We start from the raw sequence: 23,003 nt of genomic DNA, 5'->3' as shown, positions 1-23,003 counted from the left end.
GGATGGAGATTGAAAAAAATAATCGCATAAACTTCCTTTTTGAGTTTTATGGGTCATTATTAACAAAAAAACAACGCAACTATATGGAACTTTATTATGCCGATGATTATTCTCTTGGAGAAATTGCAGAAAATTACGCTGTGAGTCGGCAGGCAGTGTATGATAATATTAAGAGGACCGTTCAGATTCTTGAAGATTATGAGGAAAAACTGCATATTTATGGCGATTTTTTGGCGCGTAATCATCAGACGGATCGTTTGATGGCCTATGTTAAAAAAAATTATGCACATGATGAAACGCTTCTCAAATTGATTGATAGTTTAGAATCAATTGAAGCAGAATGAAAGGTAGGGATTAACCTATGGCTTTTGAAAGCTTAACAGAACGACTTCAAAATGCTTTCAGTAAATTAAGAAAAAAAGGTAAAGTTTCTGAAACAGATTTAAAGAGTGCAATGCGGGAAATCCGTCTTGCCTTATTAGATGCGGATGTCAATTTTACCGTTGTTAAAAACTTTGTTAAAACAGTCCGTGACCAGGCAATTGGAGCTGATGTTTTAGAAGGCCTGAACCCAACGCAACAAATCGTTAAAATTGTTAATGATGAGTTGGTTAAAGTCATGGGTGACAGTGCGGTTGATTTGAATAAGTCACCAAAAATTCCAACAATTATTATGATGGTTGGTTTACAAGGGGCTGGTAAAACAACTACTGCGGGTAAATTAGCTTTAAAGTTAAAGAATGAACAAAAGGCACGGCCTTTAATGATTGCAGGGGATGTTTATCGTCCGGCTGCTATTGACCAGTTAGTTCAAGTTGGTCAACAAATTGATGTCCCCGTTTTCCAATTAGGAACTGATGTAGATCCTGTAGAAATTGTGCGTCAAGGATTACAAAAGGCTCAAGAAGAAAATAACGATTACGTTATTATTGATACGGCTGGTCGTCTCCAAATTGACGAAAAATTGATGGATGAGCTGGCTCGGATCAAAGAACTAGCACATCCAAATGAAATTCTGTTAGTTGTTGATGCCATGACTGGACAAAATGCGGTAAACACGGCTGAAGGGTTTAATAATCAGTTAGACGTAACCGGGATTGTTTTGACTAAGTTGGATGGCGATACCCGTGGTGGTGCTGCACTTTCAATTCGGGCAGTGACTGGTAAGCCAATTAAGTTTATCGGCCAAGGCGAAAAGATGACGGATTTGGATGTTTTCCATCCTGATCGAATGGCTTCTCGGATTTTAGGGATGGGCGATATGCTTACCCTAATCGAGAAAACACAAAAAGAATATGACGAAAAACAAGCGCAAGACATGACCCTGAAAATTCGGGAAAATAGTTTTGACTTTAATGATTTCGTTGATCAAATGGATCAGATGCAGAATATGGGTTCCATGGAAGATATCATGAAAATGATTCCAGGGATGGCCAATAATCCGGCGATGAAGAATGCTAATATTGATCCTAAAGATATGGCGCATATGAAGGCGATTGTCATGTCAATGACTCCCGCTGAACGTGAAGATCCTGATTTGTTAAATCCAAGTCGCCGGCGTCGAATTGCGGGTGGTTCCGGTCGCCCAGTTGTTGAAGTGAATAGGATGATCAAGCAATTCGGACAAATGAAGAGAATGATGAATCAAATGTCAAAGGGCAATTTCAATGGCATGGAAGGCATGCTTGGTAAAGGTGTGACTGGTCGTTTATCTAAGCTAGCTATGAACTCAATGGTTCGTAAGGGTAAAAAGCGTAAGAAGAAACGCATGAAGAAAAATAAACGAAATAAATAAATTAAGAAAAATTGTTTTAGTGGTTTTTAAAAGCATTCAGAATTTGATTCTGAATGCTTTTTTGGTTCACAAATTTCGTTATTGGTGAAGAACCAATGTTAGCAAGCCTCCATATAATTTTTAAATAGTTTTTTATCAATTATTTTTGATAGGACCTGCTAATTTTAAATCAATCGTTTGGTAAATGGAATCAAACCGAAACTTGAAAATTAAGTTATGGTTGAAAAGGTTAAAAAATAATGATAAGTTTTTAATATACATACTAATGATCAATACTTGATTAGAGGAGGTTTCACATGGAATACATAAAACTGATTGGAGTTTTAGTAATTATTCTAGGATTTGCATTTAAGCTGGATACGGTTGCTGTGGTTATTATTTCGGCCTTAGTGACGGCATTAGCTTCTGGGATTGATTTTACAAAATTCCTAGAAATCTTAGGACAAGGATTTATGGATAATCGAATGGTGTCATTGTTCTTTCTAACCTTGCCGATGATCGGTGTCATTGAACGACACGGTTTAAAAGAATCAGCGGTTAACTTGATTCAGAAATTGAAGAATCTGACACCAGGGCGAATCTTTGACATTTATTTATTGATTCGTGAAGCAGCATCTTTGTTTGGGATTTCTTTACAAGGCCAGGTTCAGTTTATTCGACCACTGATCAATCCAATGGCGCAGGCAGCCGCTAGTGTTGAAACAAAATTGACAGAAAAACAAATCGATCGAATTAAAGCTCGCTCTGCAGCAACAGAAAATTTTGGAAACTTCTTTTCACAGAACCTTTTCGTTGCGTCATCAGGAGTTTTATTAATGGCAAGCACAATGAAATCTTTAGGCTACAAGGTAGCTCCAAATGGAATTGCCTTGTATTCAATTCCTGTGGCTATTCTCACAATTGTATTGGTATTCTGGTATAACCACATGTTTGATCGTAAACTTTTGAAAGAGGGAAAGAATAATGACTAGTTTAATTAATAATATTCTGACTTTCTTTTACATGTTGATTGGAGCAACGTTTTTAATTGCTTCAATCGAATCGGTTCGTGATAAAACTAATACTGCTCGCTTTGGTACCGCAGCATTTTGGTTAATATTTGCAATTATCTTTGGAATTGGTCAGTGGTTACCTAATGCAGTTGTCGGAGCTTTATTACTTGTGATTGGTGCACTTTCTTTATTGAAACAGGTAAAAGTTGGTCACATAAAACCTCTCAATAAAGAGGTATCTGAGGCGTCCGCAAAACGATTGGGTGGTTGGATTTTCCTGCCAAGTATTATTCTAGCTGTAACTGCGATTTTAGTTGCACAATTTACGCCATTTGGTGGACAAGTTGGAATTGGTGTAGCGGCGATAGTTTCCTTAATTGTTGCTATGTGGCTCACAAAGGCCGGTGGCAAAACGGTTTATGAAGATAGTCAACGAATGGTGCGTTCGGTGGGATCTGCCGGAATTTTACCACAATTATTAGCAACTCTTGGCGTGGTTTTCACCGCTTCCGGTGTTGGGACTGTAACTGCTAAAGCAATTTCAAGCGTCTTTCCTGTAGGAAATCATCTCTTGGGAGTAGTCTTATACTGTGTTGCAATGGCGGTATTTACAGTTATCATGGGTAATGCTTTTGCCGCTTTTGCGGTTATCACTGCTGGGATTGGAATTCCGTTTGTGGTTGCTCAAGGTGGTGCGGCTGTCGTTGTAGCAGCATTAGGAATGACTTCAGGATATTGCGGTACGTTGCTAACATCGATGGCTGCAAACTTTAATACATTACCAGTCGCATTGATGGAAATGAAGGATACATTGGGAGTCATTAAACAACAGGCACCAATTGCAATTTGTATGTTGCTGATTCAAATTATTTTAATGTATGTACTAGCATTTTAGAAACGAGGAGATAAAATATGAAAATTCTTGTGACAGGTTTTGACCCATTTGGTGATGATAAGATCAACCCAGCGATAGAGGCTGTTAAAAAGTTACCAGATAAGATTGCTGGAGCAGATATTGTGAAAGTAGAGATTCCCACAATCTTTGGAAAATGTGCCGAAGTTACACATGAGGCAATTGTAAAAGAAAAACCAGATTACGTTTTAAGCATTGGTCAAGCGGGTGGCCGTTTTGGTTTAACGCCTGAACGAGTGGCAATTAATTTTGATGATGGTCGAATTAAAGACAACGCAGGATATCAGCCTTTAAATACACCAATTCATGAAGATGGTCAGAATGCTTACTTTACTGAATTGCCAGTCAAAGCCATGGCGAAAGCAATCCGTAAGGTTGGTTTGCCAAGCAGTGTTTCGACAACTGCCGGAACTTATGTATGTAATCATATTATGTATCAGGTCCAGTATATGATTGATAAAGAATTTCATGATTTGAAAGCTGGATTTATGCACATTCCATTTTTGCCAGAGCAGGTTACAACACGCCCAAACACGGCTGCGTTGAGTTTGAATGATGATGTCCGTGGGATAACAGCTGCTATTGAAGCAATTGTTGAGATGGACGGTAAGAAAGATATTGAAAGCGTTGAAGGTAGTATTGCTTAAAAATGATAGAATGACTTTATCAGTCATATCTAAAAGCAGGTTTAAACCAAGTATAAGATATTTGGAATTAAACCTGTTTTTATTTTAGTCGCAAAACGCGATTTCTCCGATCAAATGGGTATAATAAATTAGGATCCACAGATTTAATCTTTAATAGTGCCAAGCGGATTTAAATCCATATTGTAAAGGAAGTAAAAATTATGGCTTTTACATTTCAAATTAATCATGATGTCAATTTTGATCATAATGAAAAATTATTAAAGAAAACTGAAGATAATCGCACAAAACTTCACCATACAACGGTAGAACCAGTTGATTTAGTCGATATTATTGCAGATCACTCGGCAATGAACGGTTTTAAAGCGGTGTCAAATAAAAATAAAATTGAGAGTTTAGCAGATTATAGCTTAGGTAAAAATGGTAAATTAGTTCTAGATTTTGGTGATCATCAAGTGGGACGCTTCAGTATCAACATTGATTCAGTGGGATCACCAATGGATTCACCACTATTTTTACATCTAACCTTTGCTGAAACGCCGGCTGAAATTGGTATTGATGCAAACTCTTATGAGGGTTGGTTAAGCAGTGCTTGGATTTCAGAAGAATTTATCCATTTAGATGTCTTACCGACACGGCTGGAATTACCAAGAAGATATGCGTTTCGATATGTTGAAATTGAAGTGAAAGATTCTTCACCTAAATGGCTGGCTAGTTTTAGCAAGCCAATTGTCACAACAGAAAGTGCCGTTTCGTTGCAAGATGTTCCAAAAGTGGAAATTAAAGATCCTGAGTTAAAAAAAATCGATGAGATAAGTATTAAGACCTTGCATGATTGTATGCAGGAGGTCTTTGAGGACGGACCTAAGCGAGATCGTAGGCTTTGGTTAGGGGATTTAAGGTTACAGGCTTTAGCAAACTACAAGACGTTTAATAATCAAAAATTAGTTAAACGCTGCTTGTATTTATTTGGCTCAATGCCCACAACGGACGGAAAAATTTCTGCAAATATTTTTACTAACTCAAATCCAATACCGGATGATACATTTATGTATGATTATAGTTTGTTTTTTATTTCAGTATTGAAGGATTACTTTGATAATTTTCGTGACACTGAAGTTCTTAACGACTTATATCCCGTTGCAAAAAAAGAAATGGATTTGGCTTTAGAAGAAGTAGACAGTCAAGGAAAACTCCAGCCAAATGAAAAATGGCCAGTATTTGTTGATTGGTCAAACAATTTTGATAAGCAAACTGCTGGGCAAGCAATTCTCATCTATGTGCTGAAGCAATTTGTTGAGTTAGCTAAAGTGCAAGCAAACGAAGATGCCGCTAAATATCAACGGTTAATCGAAAAGTATTCTAACTTTGCGCAAAAACAGTTATTTGATAAGACAAAGGGATTCTTTGTTAGTGGCTCTAAACAAGAAATTAATATTGCTAGTCAAGTATGGATGGTTCTGGCACATGTATTGACTGATGAGCAAAACAAACAGTTAATGACCAATGGCATAAAACGATTTTTCCCGGTGACTGGCATTGCAACACCGTACATGTACCATCACATTGCGGAAGCATTGTTTGAATCGGACCATCAAAAAGAAGGAATTCAATTGATCAAAAATTATTGGGGTAAAATGATTCAATTGGGTGCTGATACTTTTTGGGAAGCCTTTAAACCTGAGGATCTTCACTTCTCACCGTATGGCTCTCCGATTATTAATAGTTATTGCCATGCGTGGAGCTGCACGCCGACGTATTTAATTAGAAAATACTTAATTAATGAATAAGATATATTGGTTAATCAAACTTTTAAAAATAGAAAAAGCCTCTGAAAATATTTTTCAGAGACTTTTTTTTGGAATTAACCATGAATTTTATTTTTAATCGAAAACCAACCAACATGAAAGAGGTACGCAGAAACAAAAGATAATATCCAAGTAATGATATAGCAACTGATAATTGCCCATACAGGATGAACATTCCCTAAACTATGACCAAATACATGCCAGATAAGTTGTAACCAAAATACGTTTGATAAATATGCACGGTAAGCATAAGTAGCTAAAAAGTGCATTGGATTTAAAATTGTTGAGCGTTGACGAATATTCATAAATGCTAAAGCAGCAACCAGTCCGATTACCGCTAAGGCATAGATCGTCATTGATGGTTTGTAGTAAATTGCATTGGCCAAACTTACGGGATGTCCAAAACCACTTAATTCGGCATTGGTCCAAACGAAGGAGAGGACAAGGACAATCGCAATAAGCCACCAAAATTTACGAAGCAGGTTTTCTAGCTGAGCGTGTTTCTTCCAAGCTAAAGCACCTAAAATACCGTAAATAATAAAACTAATAAAAATTCGATCCAATAAATACCAATTTTGCATTTGTGATCCGTAGAAAACAAAGTGATCATAAAACAATAGCCAGCAGAAATAACCAATTATAGTGATTGCTAAAACGACATACAAGCGTTTAGTAGATTTCACTGTCCACCGTGACAACCACCAAAAAAATGGCATCAAAATGATAAATTGAAGCATCATCGTGTTGTACCAAAGATGAGGAGCCGCATTACCATTGATAAATTGCCATAAAAAGCTGGTGATATTATGAAATTTGGTAATTTGTTGAACATTCGGTAAACAAATTAGGTAAATTAGCGTCCACCAAAAAGTTGGTACGAACAAAGCTGAAAACTGTTTAGACATATAACTTCCGTAATTACGAAGGTCAGAAGTCTCATTTGTTCGAATGGTTGTGAATAAGATTCCAAAAATAAATGCCGGCGCTGTATATTTCACAAGATTATATACAACACCGATTCCTGTTTGCACATTCAGACTGGGTCCAGTTGTTAAGACAAGTGAAAGGACAGTTTGCATCATAACTGCAGTACAGGCAAAAACTTTCATATAATCACCAACATCAGCTGCTGGTGTGTTTGTTTTTGTTGTCATTGATAGAGTTGCCACCTTTATTGAAGTTGTGAGATCAATTAAAAATGACAAAGTAGATTGCAAAGTAAATATAGCAGGTTATTTAAAAATTGGCAAACTAAATTTTTAATTCATGTTTTTGAGCATCCACAAAAATTTCAACCAATTCGTTGCTGATTTCTCGCTGAATATTGTTTAGTTGATGGGTCGATGAACAAAGATATATCGTTCGACGCATTACATCAGGAGTTAATCGGGCAAGATGCAAATGGTTACCGACATTTTGCCAGGTAACTGCGGGGATAAACGTCATCCCAACGCCTTCATCGATCAGGCCGCGGACAGTTGCTGGATCATCAGTTTCGTATTTAAATTTTATTGTTAATTGATGTTGTTCAAAATAAGTATCAATAGTTTTTCGTAGTTGATTATGACTGCCGAGGCCGACAAACTGCGTGTTAATCAGAGTGGATGGATTTATGGTGTTGTTTGGGTAGTCGGATTTCCAGCCAACAAAAATCTCTTCACTAATTATAGGGGCAGTAAAATATTTCGGAATCTTCCGGGTCGTAACGATAAAGTCGTACTGCTGCAAATCCGTATCCATTTGAACATGTTGAGCAATATTCAAACGAACATTGGGTAAATTTTTTTGGATGCGGTTCACTATTTGAGGAATCAAAGTAGAACCGACTTCAAATAGAATTGAGATTGGTTGTTCAGAAGTTTTGATTCCACCGGACACAGAGGAAATACCCCGATCAAGCAAGTTCAGACTGTCATTCACATAACTGTAAAATAGTTTACCAGCACGGTTGAGTTTGATAGTTCTTCCTACCCGATCAAAGAGCTGTACGTTAAGCTCGGATTCGAGCTGTTTGATGGTCTTACTTACAGCAGATTGTGATACAAAAAGAAGTTCAGATGCTTTTGTAATGCTTTCTTGGCTGGCGACAACCGAAAAATAACGTAGGTGAGTGAGATTCATTTTAATGACGCTCCTTTTATAGTTAACCATTTGGTTATGTATCATTCCATCTTTCTATTATACATATTACCGAAATGATATTAAAGTAACCCTTGTGAGATTAATTAAAATGAAAGCTGGCATGTGAAATATGAATACTTTATGGATGTTTCCAGGTCAAGGATCACAACGCCAAGGAATGTTATCAACCACGGCACTATCCTTACGAAAGCAGGTTACTGAATTAACTGGTATTAAATTGGAAGATACCGATCAAGGTTATATGGATTCTGTTCAGATTCAGTTAAGTATTCTAATTTTACAGTTAAGTCAAGTAGATGAAATGAAGGCTACGGGTTGGCAGCCCAATCTGGTCGCAGGGCATTCTCTGGGTGTTTTTGCGGCAGCGTATGCAGCAGGAGTAATTAAGACGACAGATGCAATTAAAATTGTTGCACTTCGAGCAAAAGAAATGCAGAATGCATACCCTAAAGGATACGGAATGGGCGTCATTGTTGGGCTTTTGCGTAACGAAGTGGCCGCAATTGTGGATAGTGAATTTGATGAAAAAGCGCCTGTTTATGTTTCCAATCAAAATTCACAATTACAGGTTACGATATCTGGAAATATTGCAGGAATCAAGCAAATTTTGGAAAAAGCAAAGCAAAAGGGTGCTCAAAAAGCAAAATTACTTAGAGTCCCAGTTCCATCGCACTCGCCTTTGATGAGAGGTGTTGCAAAAGAGTTAACGGATGCGTTGGGAAAGATTCAATTACAAAAACCAACTTGTATTTATTTAGCAGATTATAACGGCCATGCAACCAGAAGCGTTGAAGAAGTAGCTTATGATTTAGGAAATAATTTGGCCTACCCGGTGTATTGGGATGTCATGATGGATGTGGCTAAGGAGTATTTGATGGATTCAGCAGTTGAATTTTCACCAGGCCATGTTATGACCGGGTTACTTAAAACTAAGTTACCAGATATGCGGACCATTTCAATGGCGGATATGGGTTTGGATGATGCTAAGTTTTTATTAACAAAATGGCAGAAATTAAGTTAAAGAATTGATGGTAATGTGAATAAGATTTTGCGAAAGCAATGCGAAAGCAAAATAGACATTAATTACGAAGAGGAGAAATAACATGAGTGAAATTAAAAGTTGGACAACTCATCGGGATGCAAAACAGCAAAAAATAGAAAATGCTGCTAGTTTACTTGATGGCAAGTTTGCTAAAACTCAAAATGCAAAAGAATTATTAGAATTGTTAATCGATTCAGACGATAAGGTAGTTTTAGAAGGCGATAATCAGAAACAAGCAAGCTTTTTATCTAAAGTGTTAGCCAGTGTTGATCCTGAAAAGGTTCATGGTTTGCATATGATTATGTCGAGTATTTCACGTCCAGAACATTTGGACCTGTTCGATTTAGGGATTGCAAATAAGATGGACTTTTCTTTTGCTGGTCCGCAAAGTACGCGAGTTTCTCAAATGATCGCTGATGGTACGATGCAGGTTGGGGATATTCATACGTATCTTGAATTATATGCGCGTCTTTTTGTTGATTTAATTCCAAATGTTGTTTTGGTTGCAGCAGATAAGGTTGATCGTGACGGAAACTTGTATACAGGTAACAACACTGAGGAAACGCCAGTCATTGTTGAGTCGGCAGCGTTCAAGGATGGAATTGTTATTGTCCAGGCTAATGAAATTGTTGATAAAGTTCCGCGCGTTGATATTCCTAGTGATTGGGTAGATGTGGTGATTCCAGCTGATGAGCCTTATCAATTGGAACCATTGTTTACAAGAGACCCACAAAACATTACTGAATTGCAAGTTTTAATGGGCATGATGGCTATTCGCGGAATTTACGAAAAGCACAATGTTCAGTCTGTAAACCATGGAGTTGGTTTTAATACAGCAGCTATTGAATTACTTTTACCAACATATGGCGAACAACTTGGATTAAAAGGAAAAATTATTCCTAACTGGGAAGTTAATCCAACGCCGACGTTAATTCCCGCCATTGAAAGTGGATGGATTAAATCTATTCATAGTTTTGGTGGCGAAGTTGGGATGGAAAAGTATATTGCGGCCCGACCTGACATTTTTTTCGTTGGAAAAGATGGCAGTATGCGTTCCAACCGTGCTTACGGCCAAATGGCTGGCCAATATGCTTTAGATATGTTTGTAGGTTCAACTTTACAAATCGATAAATTTGGTAATTCTTCAACGGTTACAAATGGCCGTCTATCAGGATTTGGTGGTGCCCCAAACATGGGAAGTAACCCTACTGGACGTCGTCATTCAACACCTGCCTGGCAGAGTTTGCGACCTGATAACGATCCGCTTGGTAAAGGTCAAAAATTAGTTGTTCAAATGGTAGAAACCTTTGGAGCTAACAAGAAACCAGTTTTTGTCGATCATTTGGATGCCGAAGAGGTTCGTAAGGAAGCTAAATTAAAGAATGTACCAATCATGATTTATAGTGAGGATACGACCCATATCGTGACTGAAGAAGGAATTGCATATCTTTACAAGACAGACAGTATGGCGGAACGCCAAGCTGCAATTGAAGCGATTGCCGGAGTAACACCTGTTGGTTTGCGAAGTAATGCTAAAACATTAGCAGATTTACGTGCTCGTGGCATTGTTGCATTACCAGAGGATATTGGTGTAGCTCGTGGGCAAGCAAAACGTTCTTTATTGGCGGCCCAGACAATGGATGATTTAGTTGAGTGGTCGAATGGACTTTATACGCCACCAGCAAAATTCCGTAGTTGGTCATAAAATAATTTGGAGTGAGGATTGTGATAAGAGTAAGTTCAGCAGAAAAATTAGCCACTCAGGCCGTAAATGCATTGAAATGGGAAGCCAGGTTTTCACCCAAACCGGGACTGGTTACTAAAATCTCTAACGGATCTCATACTGACATGAACATCGACTTATTTTTGCGTTCTGCTGATAGTCTGTATGAAACATTTTTACAAATTGCAGTTGTTTCCGAGCATGCACCAATCTCACGAGATCTGCGAGAACAAATTGGGGCAATTGGGCGTAAAGGAGAACAAAAAATGTTCGAAACAACCCATGGGATTAATACTCATAAAGGAGCTATTTGGGCGCTAGGCGTATTGGTTTCCGTGACGAGTAGTGCTAACACCACTAATACAACTGATATTTTTGAAAAAGCAGGACAGTTAGCGCAAATCCCTGATCGGTTTGTAAATGCGCATGCCAAACCTACGTACGGGTCTAAAGCTAAGCAACAGTATCATGTAAACGGCGCTCGTGAGGAAGCCGCAGATGGTTTTCCAAATGTAGAAAAGGCCCTAAATATTATCAGGACTAGTAAACAAATTGATCAAGACCAATGGCTCAAAGTATTGTGCACACTATACGCAAACGTCGATGATACAAATGTTATTCATCGGAGTAATCTCAAAGTTTTGAGGCAGTTTCAAAACGAAGCTCGGTCCGCTTATGAAGAATCGGACACTTTAAACAGCCTTGCTTTTCGAGATTTACAAAAAACGGTGGATCATTATCAAATATCTCCTGGTGGATGTGCGGATCTTTTTGCTGCAACCTATTTCTTACACAATTTTGATTTATAAGGAGGATAAAAATGGAAAAATTAACTTTTTCTTTTAAAAATACAAAACCTGTTCAGCATCCCGTTCATGTGGGTGTTGTAGCATCAGGGGACTTGGAAGTTATTTTCAAACCAGCTACTTCAAAAGAAACTACTTTAAATATTGTAACTGGAAGTGACGGTTTTAAAGAGGTTTGGCAAAATGTGTTGGCCCGGTTCTTTGAACGTTATCCATTATTAGCAGATATTGAAATTAATGATTTCGGAGCTACTCCCGGTGTTGTGAACTTACGTTTAACTCAAGCAATGGAGGCGCTGGACAATGAAGAATAGTTTTGTTGAATTAAGTGGTCGTGACAGAGCGACCGCCTTATTGGATGAAGGAACGAGACGAGAACTTGTCGGACCATTTGATAACATGATTTCGCCACACCTGGAACCGCAAGGAATCGTGCCTGAGAGTGATGATGGTGTGATCTTAATGAAAGGTCAACTGGAAAAGAAAAACGTTTTAGTTATTTCAATTGAATCTGCTTTTCAAGGCGGCGGAATCGGTGAAGTCAGTGGTGCCAAAATTGTTGCTGCTTTGGAACAAGTTTTAAAAGACAATCAAAACGGCACAACAATTTATCCAATTATTATTTTGGATACTGGTGGAGTTCGTTTACAGGAAGCTAATTACGGGTTGCTTTCAATTTCAGAAATTCAAAATGCCGTTGTTGCTATTAAAAAATATGTGCCAGTCATTGGGCTTGTGCCTGGAAGGGTTGGCTCTTTTGGTGGAATGTCAATTACCTCAGCAATTTTGTCGTACTTGATTGCGACCAAGAAAGCACGGATTGGTTTAAATGGTCCTGAAGTTATTGAACAAGAAGCTGGTGTTCGTGAATTTGATTCAAGCGACAAAGATCTTATCTGGGATACATTGGGGACAAAACAGCGTTCAGTAACTGGGATTGTTGATGAAGTTGTAGAAGATTCCGTTGAAGTGATGAGAGATGCTGTTAGTAAAGCTATTTCTGAAAAGAAAGATGCAAAACGAACTGAAAAAGCAGATTTTTATCTTTCGTTGTTAGACAAACTAGATATGAGTAAATCATTGAATACAACTGAGTATCGTAACTTATACAAAGATGTAAAAACTATTTCGCACCCAATTAGTGAGGCAGTTTCTACACCAGATGAGAAGGCCAAAAGCCGCGGACGTCTTTGGTTTGAAAAATTAACCGGTATTAAAAATGCCGAAACAAACGTTTCAACCGTTCTACAAGCAACCGTCAGTGGCAAAACTTATATTGCAATTGTGCCCGATCCAAAAAATCATTTTCCACGTGTTCGTAATGGTGAAGCTGGTTTACAAGAAGGATTCGCGATTGCCAACGTGGTCAATCAGGTGATCAAAGAAGATGCAGACAAAGAAAATAAACGACCAATTATTATTATCGTGGATGTTCCTAGTCAGGCGTACGGATATAAGGAAGAACTAATTGGTATTCATGTGTCTTTGGCTTCTAGTGCTGCAGCATATGCTAAAGCACGTCAAGCTGGACATCCTGTTATCTCCTTTATTCCAGGTGATGCAGTATCTGGTGGCTTTTTGGCCCATGGATTACAATCTAACCGTCTAATTGCCTTAGATGATGATTCAATTACAATTCAGGCAATGTCCAAAGCTAGTGCAGCTCGGATTACACAAAGGACGATTGCAGAACTTGAAGAAGCAACCAAACATGTACCAGCCATGGCCTATGACATTGACAATTATGAAAAACTTGGCGCTTTATATCAATTAGTTAAGGGTGTTTCTTCATGGGATGCTGATAACCAATCAGTGGATAAAGTGAAGAAAATTATTAATGAAGCGATTGATAGTGCTAAAGGCGATGCCAACAACCTTCATTTCCGTTATGAAACAAAGATCGCTAAAGAAAGCGGCCGAGTAGCAACGATCAAGATGCGGCAAGCAGTTGCTGACCAGTGGCGTGAGTAATTATGAATTTTTACCCGCATGATTTAGTTAAACTAAACATTGTTAAGATTTTAAAACAGAATCCGACTTTTCCAGAATGGGTAAGTCAGTCTTTATTATCCGCACCTTGGGTAGTTGTTCGTCGAGGAGAGCAAAAAGTTGGAATGATTCCAGTGGGTGTGCGAGGGAAGACTCGAAGTCAAAGACAAGCTTTGACGGTGTCGGAACAGGCGGTCATAACTAAAGTTTCACCATATGAACTTGTTCATAAAAAGGCTTGGGTTTCCGTAGATACTTCCCGAAAGGCACTGCCGGTTTTTCAGGCTCTAGAAGCAATTGTTCCAATTATGCGTGAGTTTGAGTGGGGAATTGGTGGAAGTGCTGGATACGAGCTGGCCAGTGGTAGATCCATGGCTAACGTGCATAGTGATTTAGATATCATTGTTCAGAAATTTCCTAAAATTAGTGATAAAGAGGCTTTAAAATTGCTTGCAGAATTAAATCAGTATGGCGTGCATATTGATTTGCAAGTTGTTGAGGAGCAAAATGGTTTCTCTCTTGAAGAGTATGCGAATAACCGAAGTCAAACAATTTTAATGAAGACAGATCAGGGCCCGCGTTTAGTAACGGATCCTTGGAAAGTAGTAACTGAAAAATAAATTCTAGAAAGTGTCGTAACACTAATTGTTGCGACGCTTTTTAGCTTAGAATGGTGAGTTTATGAAATTTCAAACAACAGATGGTGTCTGGATTGATTATCTAGATCAAGGTAAAGGAAATCCAGTGATTCTGGTGACTGGTTTTGGTGGCTATAAAGAGATCTGGGTGTTGCAGGTTCAATATTTGTTAAAGATGGGGTATCGTGTGATCACGTATGACCATCGAAATCAGGGTGGTTCACAACGAAATGTTTTTCCACAATCAATGAATAGGCTTATTTTAGATTTACGGGAACTTGTTCAAAAGTTAAACATCCACGCGCCCCTTTTAATTGGGCATTCGATGGGGGCTAGTGTATGTTATGGCTACATTGATCAGTTTTCGGATGTAGCAGGTGTAATCGGTGTGGATCAAACACCAAAAATGTTGAATACAAAGGACTGGTCGTTTGGTTTTTTAAACGCAAATGAAAATAATTATCAAGAAGTTTCAAAAATTTCTCCAGAAGTTCACGAAACTTTAAATGGATTGGATCAACGGGTGATAGGTGAATTGTTTAATGCCAAAAATAAAAATCCGTTTAGACGTGAAGCTAATTATCAACTTCTGTTGGATCATTTTCGGAAAGATTGGCGAGAAACACTAGCCAATACAACTGTTCCAGTAATGTTAATGTCAGCAGTTCAAAGTCCATACTATAAAGCCGCCTTTGTGGATGAAGTATCGGGCACCAATTCCTGTGTCAGCGGCGTTAAACTTAATAATTGTGGCCATGTAATCATGGCGGAAGTTCCGGATGAATTCAATCAATTATTGAGACACTTCTTGTTGAAAAACCATCGGCGCCAGGTTATTTCAAAAGATTTATGTCAAAATAATATAAGAGATTAAAAGAAATATTCTTTGGTAAGGTTGGGTCTATAAAAGACAATCACCTATCAAAGAATATTTTTGTTTTCATGACTATTTTTGCGGTTGTTCAAAAAAAATACAATTTAAAATTTACCTGAGAATATAAACTTTACGAATGACACATGGTGTCGTCAACATGAGTATTATTACAAATAACGAAGCATTTGAATAATCAAAATAGGTGGTATCGAGATGATAAGTTACGAAGAGGTGTACGCCAAACTAGTTAAAGATTCCCAAATTAATTCTTATTTGGATGAAGCGGATATGACAACTAAAGCCAAAAAAGAATTTTTGATGTATATAATTATCCAGACGTTAAAATACGGTAAAAATGCTCAAGGATCAGTTGCAAACCTCCCTCATGATTATGTGGTCATTGATATCGAGTCAACTGGGTTGGCTAGAGACAAAGACGAAGTGATTCAACTTAGCGCGATTAAATATTATAACGATAAACAGGTTGAACAATTTGATACGTTTGTGAAACCAGTACAACCACTCACAGGCTTCATCAGTAATCTTACTGGAATAACAGCGCAGATGCTTGAAGATGCACCGACATTTCATGAAATAGCTTCTAGCTATCGGTCTTTTATTGGTAATTATCCAATTGTTGGACATAATATTGTTCGTTTTGATATCCCATTTTTGAAGGCCAATGGCATGACTTTTGGTGATAATCGACTCATTGATACCTTTTTGCTCGCCAAGACCAAAAGAGTAACGGCCTCTAAATATAGTTTACCTACGCTCAAAAATTATTTTGACATTCACAATCGTTCTCATAACTCTTTAAATGATTGTAAAACCACAGCGATTGTTTATCAGCATCTGGCCGCTGATGAGCTAGCTTCTGTACTGGTAAAAAACCATCACCAGAGTATTTTCGATCATCAAAAGGTGGTAGTTTACGGCACATTTGAAGGGATCTCTAATTCTCAGATGAAACAATTAGTAGTCAAGTATGGTGGTCGGGTGACACAAGAAATCAGTAAGGATGTTGATATTTTTATTGATGGAGAGAAATTAGAGAATGGTCCGAGTTTAGAAGAAAAAACAGCACATGATTTTTTTGAAAAATGCGGACACTTACAAATTATGAATGGTGGAGAGATAACACAACGCTTAAAAAAAATAGAATCGGCAAAATGGCAATGTTCCGGAAATGATATTGTTGAGTAATTGATTCTTACAAGGTCGAGGGGTGTTTGAGATGAAGTATACAAGTAGACAACGAGTCCTTGATGTTATGTTTCGCTTGCTTGAAGGAGAGCAGTTTACTTTTAACAGTTGGGAAGATTTTTACGGAATAGAAGGTGAGAAGGAGAAAGCTAGAAGACGAAAGTTTCAACGCGATTTGGCCGAAATTAGAACAGTACTAGATGTTCCGGGGTCCAAAACGCAACTTGTAAGTCAGATGCAAAATAGTTCGTTTTCTAAACGGCATGCCGTGTATCATGTTAAAAATAAAACATCTGCAGAAGATAAATTTACTTATGCCGTGACCATTGCTCAAATTATACTAGGTAGTCGTGCTTTGATTAAGAAGGAACGAGACCAATTGCTTGATTATCTATCTGAAAATATGGATAGGGCGCAAAAAGAAAAATTTACAGAGTACTTAAAAATACCAAAATATGGATATATTGAACTATACGAAAAAACGGCCTTATTTAAAAAAATATCTGCCTGTACACAGGCGATCATCAGTAGAAATATTTTGAAGTTTGCTTATAAAAATGCGAATTCTGAAATAACAATTCATGAGGCACAACCAGAGATCTTATATTTTGATACGCACTTCTTTTATATCGTGATGCAACACGCAGGTCAAAAAAATGTAAGGGTGTACCGTTTAGATCGGATAGATAAAATCATCAAAGAAGAAGCGGGAAACACTAAAAGGAATGCGAATCACTATAATTTACAGGATCAGCGTAAGGAAGCTTATTTAATTCCTCTGGGGAATCCGATAACTTTTAAATTCAAATGTCGGATATCAGTACTCACGGCCTTAAACAATTTCCCGATTTCTGAAGTTATTCATACAGAGAAAAATGCCGATCCAATTATTAAAGTCACAGCAAGAGAAGACGGAGCGCTGCTTTGGTTATTAAGTCAGGGTAATAACGTCCAAGTAATTGAACCAATTTCTTTAGTTAGAAAAATTAGAGAGATTCTCAAAAAATCTTTGGAACAGTATGAAGATTAGGAGATAATGGCGTAACTAAAAAAGTAAAAACGATAACATCTAAAGGAGAGACTCATTATGTTAACTGATAAAAATTATGAAGAATTAGAAAAAAAGTATGGCAAGTATAGTAGTTGGGCGCTTTGGAATTTAGATCCAGCAGAGGGAAAACAGCATTATAAACAAGTTGGATTTCAAACATTTGAATCAAAAATAAATGATCCTAATTTTCGTAAAACGCATATAAAAACGTCAGCAATTATTTTAAATACTAATTGGTCATCCGGAGGCAAGACACATCAAAAGAATTGGCAGGATTTCCATAATACCGAGTTAAGCCATGGTCACGACTACACACTTGCTAAATTATTTTTAAACACACCGTTTGAAGGCTGTTACATCACAGATATTATTAAAAGTTTTCCAGAAACCAATAGCAACAAGGTTCTGCAATATGTGAAGAATCCAAAAAATATCGGAAAACTAAAGGAAAGTGCTGAAATGTTTAACGATGAATTAGCAATCATCCAGCCCCAACGTTTAATTGTTTTAGGGAAGAACACATTGGATATTTTGAAATATATGCAAAATAAGCAAAATTTAATTGATATCAGTAATTTGCAGGTGAGTGAATTTGATCACTTTTCAAAGGTCCAGTCCAAGGAGAAATTTCAAAATGAGCACGAAGCAATTGTAAAGTTATAAACAATTTGACGATAATACAAACAAATCTAGATTAGTTCTAAGAAAAGGCTATTTTTTCCTAGGACTCTTTTTGCATTGGTATGTAAAATTTTCTAAATAAAAAACAAAATTCCTTAAGTTTTGCGAACCCAGACATGAGTTTGTTTGATATACTAGACCGGTATGACTAATAAACTACAGCCAACATATGGCCGTGGTGCCTGATTGTGTTCGGCTTTTCATTTAACACGAAAAATTTTTTAAAAAATATCTAACTATTTGAAATGAGTTTTGGAAGAAGGATAAAGGCTTTGAAAATTCAAAATATTTTGCTGCTTAGTGCAAACTGGATAACTCAGTTACTTGTGGCCCAATTAATCATTTCGGGATTTGTGAATTTTTATACACAAGTTTGGAATCGGGGGTTTGGGGATGTCCATCAATCACATAAAAAACGAGTTATTTATCGTGGTTTATTGATTGTGGTGAGCACCGGTTTGAGCATGCTTTTATTTTTGGCGGGGTATGTAAACGCTAGTAATACTACAACGATGATGTATCATAATATTGCTTTATTTATCTTAATTCTCGCCATTCTCGATGAAGGCATTAATGGTGGTGAATTTTTAATTCGCTGTGCCAGTCTGACCACATTATGGCTTCTCCATCACAGCAGCGACTACACAACTCCCCGTTTTGGAATTTCATTATTGGCAATGTGGTTTGTACTGGTAATTATCTGGCAATATCGAGCAAAAATAGAGGCCAGTTTTCCATTGCGCTTGCTAGTTTGTATGCTGGTGGCGATTGATTTTTGGGTCACTTTGCCACTCCATTCTGTTGGCATGCTTGTGACGCCCTCCATTGCTATCCAAGCAATTTTGATGTTTTTCTTAATGAAAATTTCTACGGGAAATCAACAGACTTTATGGAATCATAACGCGCAACTTGCATACTCTGCTAATTATGACAAGATGACAAATACAAAAAATTATGGCGCATATCGAAAAGATATTTTTAATGATTTTGGGATTGCACATACGAAGCATCAGCCATTGTCGATGGCTGTCCTTGATATCGATCATTTTAAGCTGATCAATGATAAGTACGGTCATTTGGCAGGTAATAAGGTCCTTACTGAAATTGCGAGCGTATTAAAAGATACAATTGCCCAATACAGCAGTGCTTACAGATTATATCGAACTGGTGGTGAGGAGTTTGTACTGGTATTTCCAGATTGTTCGGTAAACGAGGCCTTGCCAGTTCTTAATCATTGCTGGACGGCAGTTAGAAATATGAATCTTAACTATGAAAAACATCAGATTAAAGTCACAATTTCAATTGGAGCAACCGAGGCAATTGACAGCGACAAATCGGCTGTAAACGTTTATGAACGGGCGGATAATTCTTTATACACGAGTAAAAAGCATGGTCGCGATGCAGTTACTGTTAACGGAAAGACTTCAAACGGGGATGACAATTTAGAACGGGAAACTTATGCGTTCTTTGTGAAAGGCGTTTATGACAGAAGTTCAAATCAAGAACGGCGACGGGTTGCCAATGAGTTGCTCTTACGCAGTTACGATTATGACAAGCAAAAATGGACAGTTCCGACTGAGGATTATTTAGACATTGATACTCGTCTTACGTTGATGCAAGATGCGTTAGTCAATAGCCGATGTCGCTCAATTATTATTTCTTTGTCAATTGCGGATTTTCTGGATCCAATGACGGCTAATAAAATAATTGCTTTTTTCAATAGTCCTGATGGTCCAGAAAACATGTTTATTGAACTTAAAGATATTCCAACGACTAATTTATTAAAGTCGATGATGGAACAACTTCACCAAAATGGAATTATTGTTCTGATTAGTAAGATTAATGATAATCGACACTTTGAAAAGATTGTTGCAAGTCTGAAGTATGTTGATGGGATTAAGTTGGATATTCATGTTAAAGATAAAACAAAGTTTCCAATTTATTTACGGAAAGATATCCAATTTTGGCGAGATATTGCCAAGAAATGGCACGTTATGCTTGTAATTGATGGCGTGGCCAACCAATCGATGGAAAGTTGGCTAATGGAACAAGAGGGGCTTGATTATTTAGAGGGGGATTACTTTGGTGACGCAAAGCTACCGTTACTAAAAAAATAAATAAATTAAAAGGGGTAAGCTTATTGTGGTTAAAATAAGCTTACCTTTTAGGATGGAAAAATTTAAATGCTAATTGCCTTATTTAAATGGAGCGGATGGGGCTTTTCATAGAAGTAGCCCTGGCGAATATCAATGTTAAATCGATCAATAAACTCATCGATTTTTTCGTTTTCAATCCCTTCTAAGATGAACCGTACTTTATGAAGTTTGGCGAAATTACGCCAGTAAAGCATTCTTTGCTGAATTTCAGGTAAAAAGACCGATTGTCCAAAGTTCTGTAAAGCAAATTTAATTTCGTGTGTAAACGGAATAAGTTTTTTTACGAATGCTTCCGTGTTACAACCGCAATCAACATCATCAATGGAAATGCTCATCTCTTCATTGATAAATTGCTGAAGGACTGCGATGATGTCATTATCTGAAAAATCAATGTCTACGACGTCTTCAGTTAGTTCGATCTGGATTTGAACAGGACGAAGCCGTTTTTGAGCTTGAATAAGGGACTCAATAATATCCGGATTTAAAAGTTGGGCTCGGTTTAGGTTAACTGAGATAAAGGGGACCTTTTGAGCTAACTGCTTAGCGACCTCAATTAGTTCATCAACAATGACATGGGCTGGGACGGTAGAGAAGTTGTCTACAGGACCCCAGAATGTTTTGTCTTGTTGGCGAAGTAATAGTTCGTAGCTAATAACGGACTGATTATATTTATTTATGATTGGTTGAATAAAATATTGATACAAAGTAAATCCCTCTTTAAAAACAGTTATTTTAATTAAAAAGACCCGTAGCTTGGCTTTCTCAAGTACGGGTCGTATCCTCGCTGGCGTGCAATAAAAAGCCATCACGAAGTTGAGCAGAATAAATTTCTTAAATTTAAAATACCATTTATGGGGTGAATTTACAATAGTTATCTGATTTTTATTATGATTGGTCTAACGGCTGAACTTTATCCATTACGCAAAACATGATATTCTATAAAAAATAATGATGAAGTTTAGGTGAAAACAATGGAAAATAAAAAAGTGAATTTTTGTCCAAACTGTGGTTTCGAATTAGCAGCTGGTGCTAAATTTTGTCCCAATTGTGGATATGCGCTACAGCCCATGAAAGAAACGCCTTCTGAACCAATAACAAGAAGTCAACAACATGCACAACGTTCAGGATACACGGAAACAAATGAGCAAGGACCGAGAAATCCTAAAAATAAATCAAACGGAACTTGGAAAATTATTGGAGCTGTGTTGATTGGGATGCTAATTGCCCTCGGGATTGGAACATGGTTTATTATGTCTGCTGGCAATAAGGTCAGTGGTGGGGATGCTGATAACTATAGTCGTGTACAAACAAAAACTAGTTCTAAGAAAGCCAGCTCTGCTAAAGAGGTTACCTCAAGTGTGGAATCAAGTAGTTCTAGTTCCAGTTCTGAAGAAGTCACGGATAAATTGGATATCAATCAGTTAGATCCAGAGGAATCCGGGGCCGCGATCATTCACTACGGTAGCGATGAAATTACTGATTCGGCAGTTTGGGCTGACATTTGGTCAGAGGCGGACGCTACCGGAATGACTATTTATGTGAATAATTTTGATGAAGTTAGTGATGATACCCTTAGTAATCCTGGTGAGGACAATGTTTTGTATACGGTCAAAATAGCATCTACCGATAGTTCTTCAACTCGTTTGTTTTATACGCTGAGGGATGGTTATGTGAATTACTATACTGGAAGTTATGAAGACCACAAATATACATTTGATAATTTTGGTGAAGCAGTTGCAACAGTTAGCTTAAAACATATTGTTTCGCAGGCTAATCAGGATTCAGATACAGTAGAATCGATTAGAAATGCGGCGGTTACAGTTGAAGATGACCGGTAAATAATTAAATTCAAGGCTGATTTGTCGGTCTTTATGTAACCTGTAAAGAAAAAACACTTTACATCTAAATGAATAACTGGTATATTATTTAACGTGAAATAAAACAGGAGGTGTTGACATGTCTGTAAAAATTCGTTTGAAACGAATGGGTTCAAAAAAGCGTCCTTTCTATCGTGTTGTTGTTGCTGATTCTCGCTCACCACGTGATGGTCGTTTTATCGCCCAAGTTGGTACTTACAATCCATTAGTTAATCCAGCTGAAGTAAAATTAAATGAGGAAGACATCTTAGGTTGGTTAAGCAATGGTGCTCAACCATCAGATACCGTTAAGAATATTCTTTCAAAAGCTGGAATTATGAAGAAGTATCACGAATCAAAGCTTGCTAAGTAATCGGGATAACTGATTATGAAAGATATAGAAGCTTTAATCTTAGCAATTGTTAAACCGCTCGTTTCTCATCCAGAGCGAATCTCAATTGAACAATCAGAATCAGAACGTTTTTATGAATTTCATTTAAGTATGGATCCAGCTGATGTTGGCCGAGTTATTGGACGACGTGGGCGAGTTGCTCAGGCGATTCGAAACGTTGTTTATAGCTTTCGCCTTCAAGGTAATAAGCGGGTTCGGTTGGTGATTGAAGACGGCAAATCGAAAAACTCTTAAACGAAACCTGGTTTTGTTTAAGAGTTTTTATTATATTATGA

The 23,003-nt window shown here is 37.5% G+C and carries 23 protein-coding genes; 20 read left to right on the top strand and 3 right to left on the bottom strand.

Features of this window, described 5'->3' with window-relative positions; all coding sequences use genetic code 11:
• The first annotated feature begins 2 nt into the window (after positions 1-2).
• From ACLHK8_RS02460 to ACLHK8_RS02435, 6 genes are all read left to right on the top strand, one after another.
• Positions 3-344, top strand: a complete 342-nt coding sequence (locus ACLHK8_RS02460; RefSeq protein WP_057772901.1) for a putative DNA-binding protein — start codon at positions 3-5, stop codon at positions 342-344.
• 17 nt (positions 345-361) lie between these two features.
• Complete coding sequence (gene ffh / locus ACLHK8_RS02455) at positions 362-1,795, top strand: signal recognition particle protein (RefSeq protein ID WP_057772903.1); 1,434 nt, start codon at positions 362-364, stop codon at positions 1,793-1,795.
• Between the two features lie 296 nt (positions 1,796-2,091).
• Positions 2,092-2,766, top strand: coding sequence for a DUF969 domain-containing protein (locus ACLHK8_RS02450; RefSeq protein WP_057772905.1), 675 nt, complete (start codon positions 2,092-2,094; stop codon positions 2,764-2,766).
• Positions 2,759-3,682, top strand: coding sequence for a DUF979 domain-containing protein (locus ACLHK8_RS02445; RefSeq protein ID WP_320531811.1), 924 nt, complete (start codon positions 2,759-2,761; stop codon positions 3,680-3,682). Before ACLHK8_RS02450 ends, ACLHK8_RS02445 begins: the two co-directional genes overlap by 8 nt.
• Before the next feature lie 17 nt (positions 3,683-3,699).
• Complete coding sequence (pcp, locus tag ACLHK8_RS02440) at positions 3,700-4,347, top strand: pyroglutamyl-peptidase I (RefSeq protein WP_057772909.1); 648 nt, start codon at positions 3,700-3,702, stop codon at positions 4,345-4,347.
• 200 nt (positions 4,348-4,547) lie between these two features.
• Positions 4,548-6,134, top strand: a complete 1,587-nt coding sequence (locus ACLHK8_RS02435; RefSeq protein WP_323709130.1) for an alpha-rhamnosidase — start codon at positions 4,548-4,550, stop codon at positions 6,132-6,134.
• Between the two features lie 74 nt (positions 6,135-6,208).
• On the opposite strand, the gene ACLHK8_RS02430 is transcribed toward ACLHK8_RS02435, so the two are convergent.
• On the bottom strand, positions 6,209-7,306 hold the full coding sequence (locus ACLHK8_RS02430; RefSeq protein ID WP_057772913.1) for an acyltransferase: 1,098 nt from the start codon (positions 7,304-7,306) through the stop codon (positions 6,209-6,211).
• Between the two features lie 97 nt (positions 7,307-7,403).
• Positions 7,404-8,273 carry a LysR family transcriptional regulator gene (locus ACLHK8_RS02425; RefSeq protein ID WP_057772915.1) on the bottom strand — a complete coding sequence of 290 codons (870 nt, stop codon included), beginning with the start codon at positions 8,271-8,273 and terminating at the stop codon, positions 7,404-7,406.
• 130 nt (positions 8,274-8,403) lie between these two features.
• Between ACLHK8_RS02425 and ACLHK8_RS02420 the strand changes: the two genes are divergently transcribed.
• The 11 genes from ACLHK8_RS02420 (at position 8,404) to ACLHK8_RS02370 (ending at position 20,421) form a co-directional block, all read left to right on the top strand.
• A complete protein-coding gene (locus ACLHK8_RS02420) occupies positions 8,404-9,315 on the top strand; it encodes an ACP S-malonyltransferase (RefSeq protein WP_057772917.1) in 912 nt (303 codons plus the stop codon).
• A gap of 82 nt (positions 9,316-9,397) precedes the next feature.
• On the top strand, positions 9,398-11,041 hold the full coding sequence (gene mdcA / locus ACLHK8_RS02415) for a malonate decarboxylase subunit alpha (RefSeq protein ID WP_063697406.1): 1,644 nt from the start codon (positions 9,398-9,400) through the stop codon (positions 11,039-11,041).
• A gap of 20 nt (positions 11,042-11,061) precedes the next feature.
• Positions 11,062-11,868, top strand: a complete 807-nt coding sequence (locus ACLHK8_RS02410) for a triphosphoribosyl-dephospho-CoA synthase (RefSeq protein ID WP_063697408.1) — start codon at positions 11,062-11,064, stop codon at positions 11,866-11,868.
• 11 nt (positions 11,869-11,879) lie between these two features.
• On the top strand, positions 11,880-12,179 hold the full coding sequence (locus tag ACLHK8_RS02405) for a malonate decarboxylase subunit delta (protein ID WP_057772923.1): 300 nt from the start codon (positions 11,880-11,882) through the stop codon (positions 12,177-12,179).
• The gene (gene mdcD, locus ACLHK8_RS02400) at positions 12,169-13,836 is read left to right on the top strand and encodes a biotin-independent malonate decarboxylase subunit beta (RefSeq protein ID WP_063697410.1); all 1,668 of its coding nucleotides are present in this window, start codon (positions 12,169-12,171) and stop codon (positions 13,834-13,836) included. The genes ACLHK8_RS02405 and mdcD overlap by 11 nt, the downstream gene beginning before the upstream one ends.
• Positions 13,837-13,838: 2 nt before the next feature.
• Complete coding sequence (locus ACLHK8_RS02395; protein WP_057772927.1) at positions 13,839-14,474, top strand: malonate decarboxylase holo-ACP synthase; 636 nt, start codon at positions 13,839-13,841, stop codon at positions 14,472-14,474.
• A 61-nt stretch (positions 14,475-14,535) separates the two neighbouring features.
• A complete protein-coding gene (locus ACLHK8_RS02390; RefSeq protein WP_063697414.1) occupies positions 14,536-15,366 on the top strand; it encodes an alpha/beta fold hydrolase in 831 nt (276 codons plus the stop codon).
• A gap of 213 nt (positions 15,367-15,579) precedes the next feature.
• Complete coding sequence (locus tag ACLHK8_RS02385) at positions 15,580-16,572, top strand: exonuclease domain-containing protein (protein WP_063697416.1); 993 nt, start codon at positions 15,580-15,582, stop codon at positions 16,570-16,572.
• Positions 16,573-16,603: 31 nt separating this feature from the next.
• A complete protein-coding gene (locus ACLHK8_RS02380; protein WP_057772934.1) occupies positions 16,604-17,602 on the top strand; it encodes a WYL domain-containing protein in 999 nt (332 codons plus the stop codon).
• Between the two features lie 57 nt (positions 17,603-17,659).
• On the top strand, positions 17,660-18,286 hold the full coding sequence (locus ACLHK8_RS02375; RefSeq protein WP_057772936.1) for a hypothetical protein: 627 nt from the start codon (positions 17,660-17,662) through the stop codon (positions 18,284-18,286).
• A gap of 290 nt (positions 18,287-18,576) precedes the next feature.
• The gene (locus ACLHK8_RS02370; RefSeq protein WP_057772938.1) at positions 18,577-20,421 is read left to right on the top strand and encodes a GGDEF domain-containing protein; all 1,845 of its coding nucleotides are present in this window, start codon (positions 18,577-18,579) and stop codon (positions 20,419-20,421) included.
• A gap of 62 nt (positions 20,422-20,483) precedes the next feature.
• Here the strand turns inward: ACLHK8_RS02370 and ACLHK8_RS02365 are convergent, their stop codons facing one another.
• Complete coding sequence (locus ACLHK8_RS02365; protein WP_063697418.1) at positions 20,484-21,164, bottom strand: EAL domain-containing protein; 681 nt, start codon at positions 21,162-21,164, stop codon at positions 20,484-20,486.
• A 267-nt stretch (positions 21,165-21,431) separates the two neighbouring features.
• Between ACLHK8_RS02365 and ACLHK8_RS02360 the strand changes: the two genes are divergently transcribed.
• The 3 genes from ACLHK8_RS02360 (at position 21,432) to ACLHK8_RS02350 (ending at position 22,962) form a co-directional block, all read left to right on the top strand.
• Positions 21,432-22,298, top strand: a complete 867-nt coding sequence (locus ACLHK8_RS02360; protein WP_063697421.1) for a zinc ribbon domain-containing protein — start codon at positions 21,432-21,434, stop codon at positions 22,296-22,298.
• A 118-nt stretch (positions 22,299-22,416) separates the two neighbouring features.
• Complete coding sequence (gene rpsP, locus ACLHK8_RS02355) at positions 22,417-22,689, top strand: 30S ribosomal protein S16 (protein ID WP_057772943.1); 273 nt, start codon at positions 22,417-22,419, stop codon at positions 22,687-22,689.
• Positions 22,690-22,704: 15 nt separating this feature from the next.
• Positions 22,705-22,962, top strand: coding sequence for a KH domain-containing protein (locus ACLHK8_RS02350; protein ID WP_057772944.1), 258 nt, complete (start codon positions 22,705-22,707; stop codon positions 22,960-22,962).
• Positions 22,963-23,003 lie beyond the last annotated feature (41 nt).

Origin of the sequence: Pediococcus sp. M21F004, from assembly GCF_051122535.1 — a bacterium.
Lineage (GTDB): Bacteria > Bacillota > Bacilli > Lactobacillales > Lactobacillaceae > Pediococcus > Pediococcus inopinatus.
Note: the sequence above shows the minus strand (reverse complement) of the source record. Positions and strands in the feature narration are given on the sequence as shown.

What these genes read in the sequence shown, in the direction of transcription:
- ACLHK8_RS02460 (WP_057772901.1), top strand. Translation starts at nt 3, where the DNA reads ATGGAGATTGAAAAAAATAATCGCATAAACTTCCTTTTTGAGTTTTAT.
- ffh (WP_057772903.1), top strand. Translation starts at nt 362, where the DNA reads ATGGCTTTTGAAAGCTTAACAGAACGACTTCAAAATGCTTTCAGTAAA.
- ACLHK8_RS02450 (WP_057772905.1), top strand. Translation starts at nt 2,092, where the DNA reads ATGGAATACATAAAACTGATTGGAGTTTTAGTAATTATTCTAGGATTT.
- ACLHK8_RS02445 (WP_320531811.1), top strand. Translation starts at nt 2,759, where the DNA reads ATGACTAGTTTAATTAATAATATTCTGACTTTCTTTTACATGTTGATT.
- pcp (WP_057772909.1), top strand. Translation starts at nt 3,700, where the DNA reads ATGAAAATTCTTGTGACAGGTTTTGACCCATTTGGTGATGATAAGATC.
- ACLHK8_RS02435 (WP_323709130.1), top strand. Translation starts at nt 4,548, where the DNA reads ATGGCTTTTACATTTCAAATTAATCATGATGTCAATTTTGATCATAAT.
- ACLHK8_RS02430 (WP_057772913.1), bottom strand. Translation starts at nt 7,306, where the DNA reads ATGACAACAAAAACAAACACACCAGCAGCTGATGTTGGTGATTATATG.
- ACLHK8_RS02425 (WP_057772915.1), bottom strand. Translation starts at nt 8,273, where the DNA reads ATGAATCTCACTCACCTACGTTATTTTTCGGTTGTCGCCAGCCAAGAA.
- ACLHK8_RS02420 (WP_057772917.1), top strand. Translation starts at nt 8,404, where the DNA reads ATGAATACTTTATGGATGTTTCCAGGTCAAGGATCACAACGCCAAGGA.
- mdcA (WP_063697406.1), top strand. Translation starts at nt 9,398, where the DNA reads ATGAGTGAAATTAAAAGTTGGACAACTCATCGGGATGCAAAACAGCAA.
- ACLHK8_RS02405 (WP_057772923.1), top strand. Translation starts at nt 11,880, where the DNA reads ATGGAAAAATTAACTTTTTCTTTTAAAAATACAAAACCTGTTCAGCAT.
- mdcD (WP_063697410.1), top strand. Translation starts at nt 12,169, where the DNA reads ATGAAGAATAGTTTTGTTGAATTAAGTGGTCGTGACAGAGCGACCGCC.
- ACLHK8_RS02395 (WP_057772927.1), top strand. Translation starts at nt 13,839, where the DNA reads ATGAATTTTTACCCGCATGATTTAGTTAAACTAAACATTGTTAAGATT.
- ACLHK8_RS02390 (WP_063697414.1), top strand. Translation starts at nt 14,536, where the DNA reads ATGAAATTTCAAACAACAGATGGTGTCTGGATTGATTATCTAGATCAA.
- ACLHK8_RS02385 (WP_063697416.1), top strand. Translation starts at nt 15,580, where the DNA reads ATGATAAGTTACGAAGAGGTGTACGCCAAACTAGTTAAAGATTCCCAA.
- ACLHK8_RS02380 (WP_057772934.1), top strand. Translation starts at nt 16,604, where the DNA reads ATGAAGTATACAAGTAGACAACGAGTCCTTGATGTTATGTTTCGCTTG.
- ACLHK8_RS02375 (WP_057772936.1), top strand. Translation starts at nt 17,660, where the DNA reads ATGTTAACTGATAAAAATTATGAAGAATTAGAAAAAAAGTATGGCAAG.
- ACLHK8_RS02360 (WP_063697421.1), top strand. Translation starts at nt 21,432, where the DNA reads ATGGAAAATAAAAAAGTGAATTTTTGTCCAAACTGTGGTTTCGAATTA.
- rpsP (WP_057772943.1), top strand. Translation starts at nt 22,417, where the DNA reads ATGTCTGTAAAAATTCGTTTGAAACGAATGGGTTCAAAAAAGCGTCCT.
- ACLHK8_RS02350 (WP_057772944.1), top strand. Translation starts at nt 22,705, where the DNA reads ATGAAAGATATAGAAGCTTTAATCTTAGCAATTGTTAAACCGCTCGTT.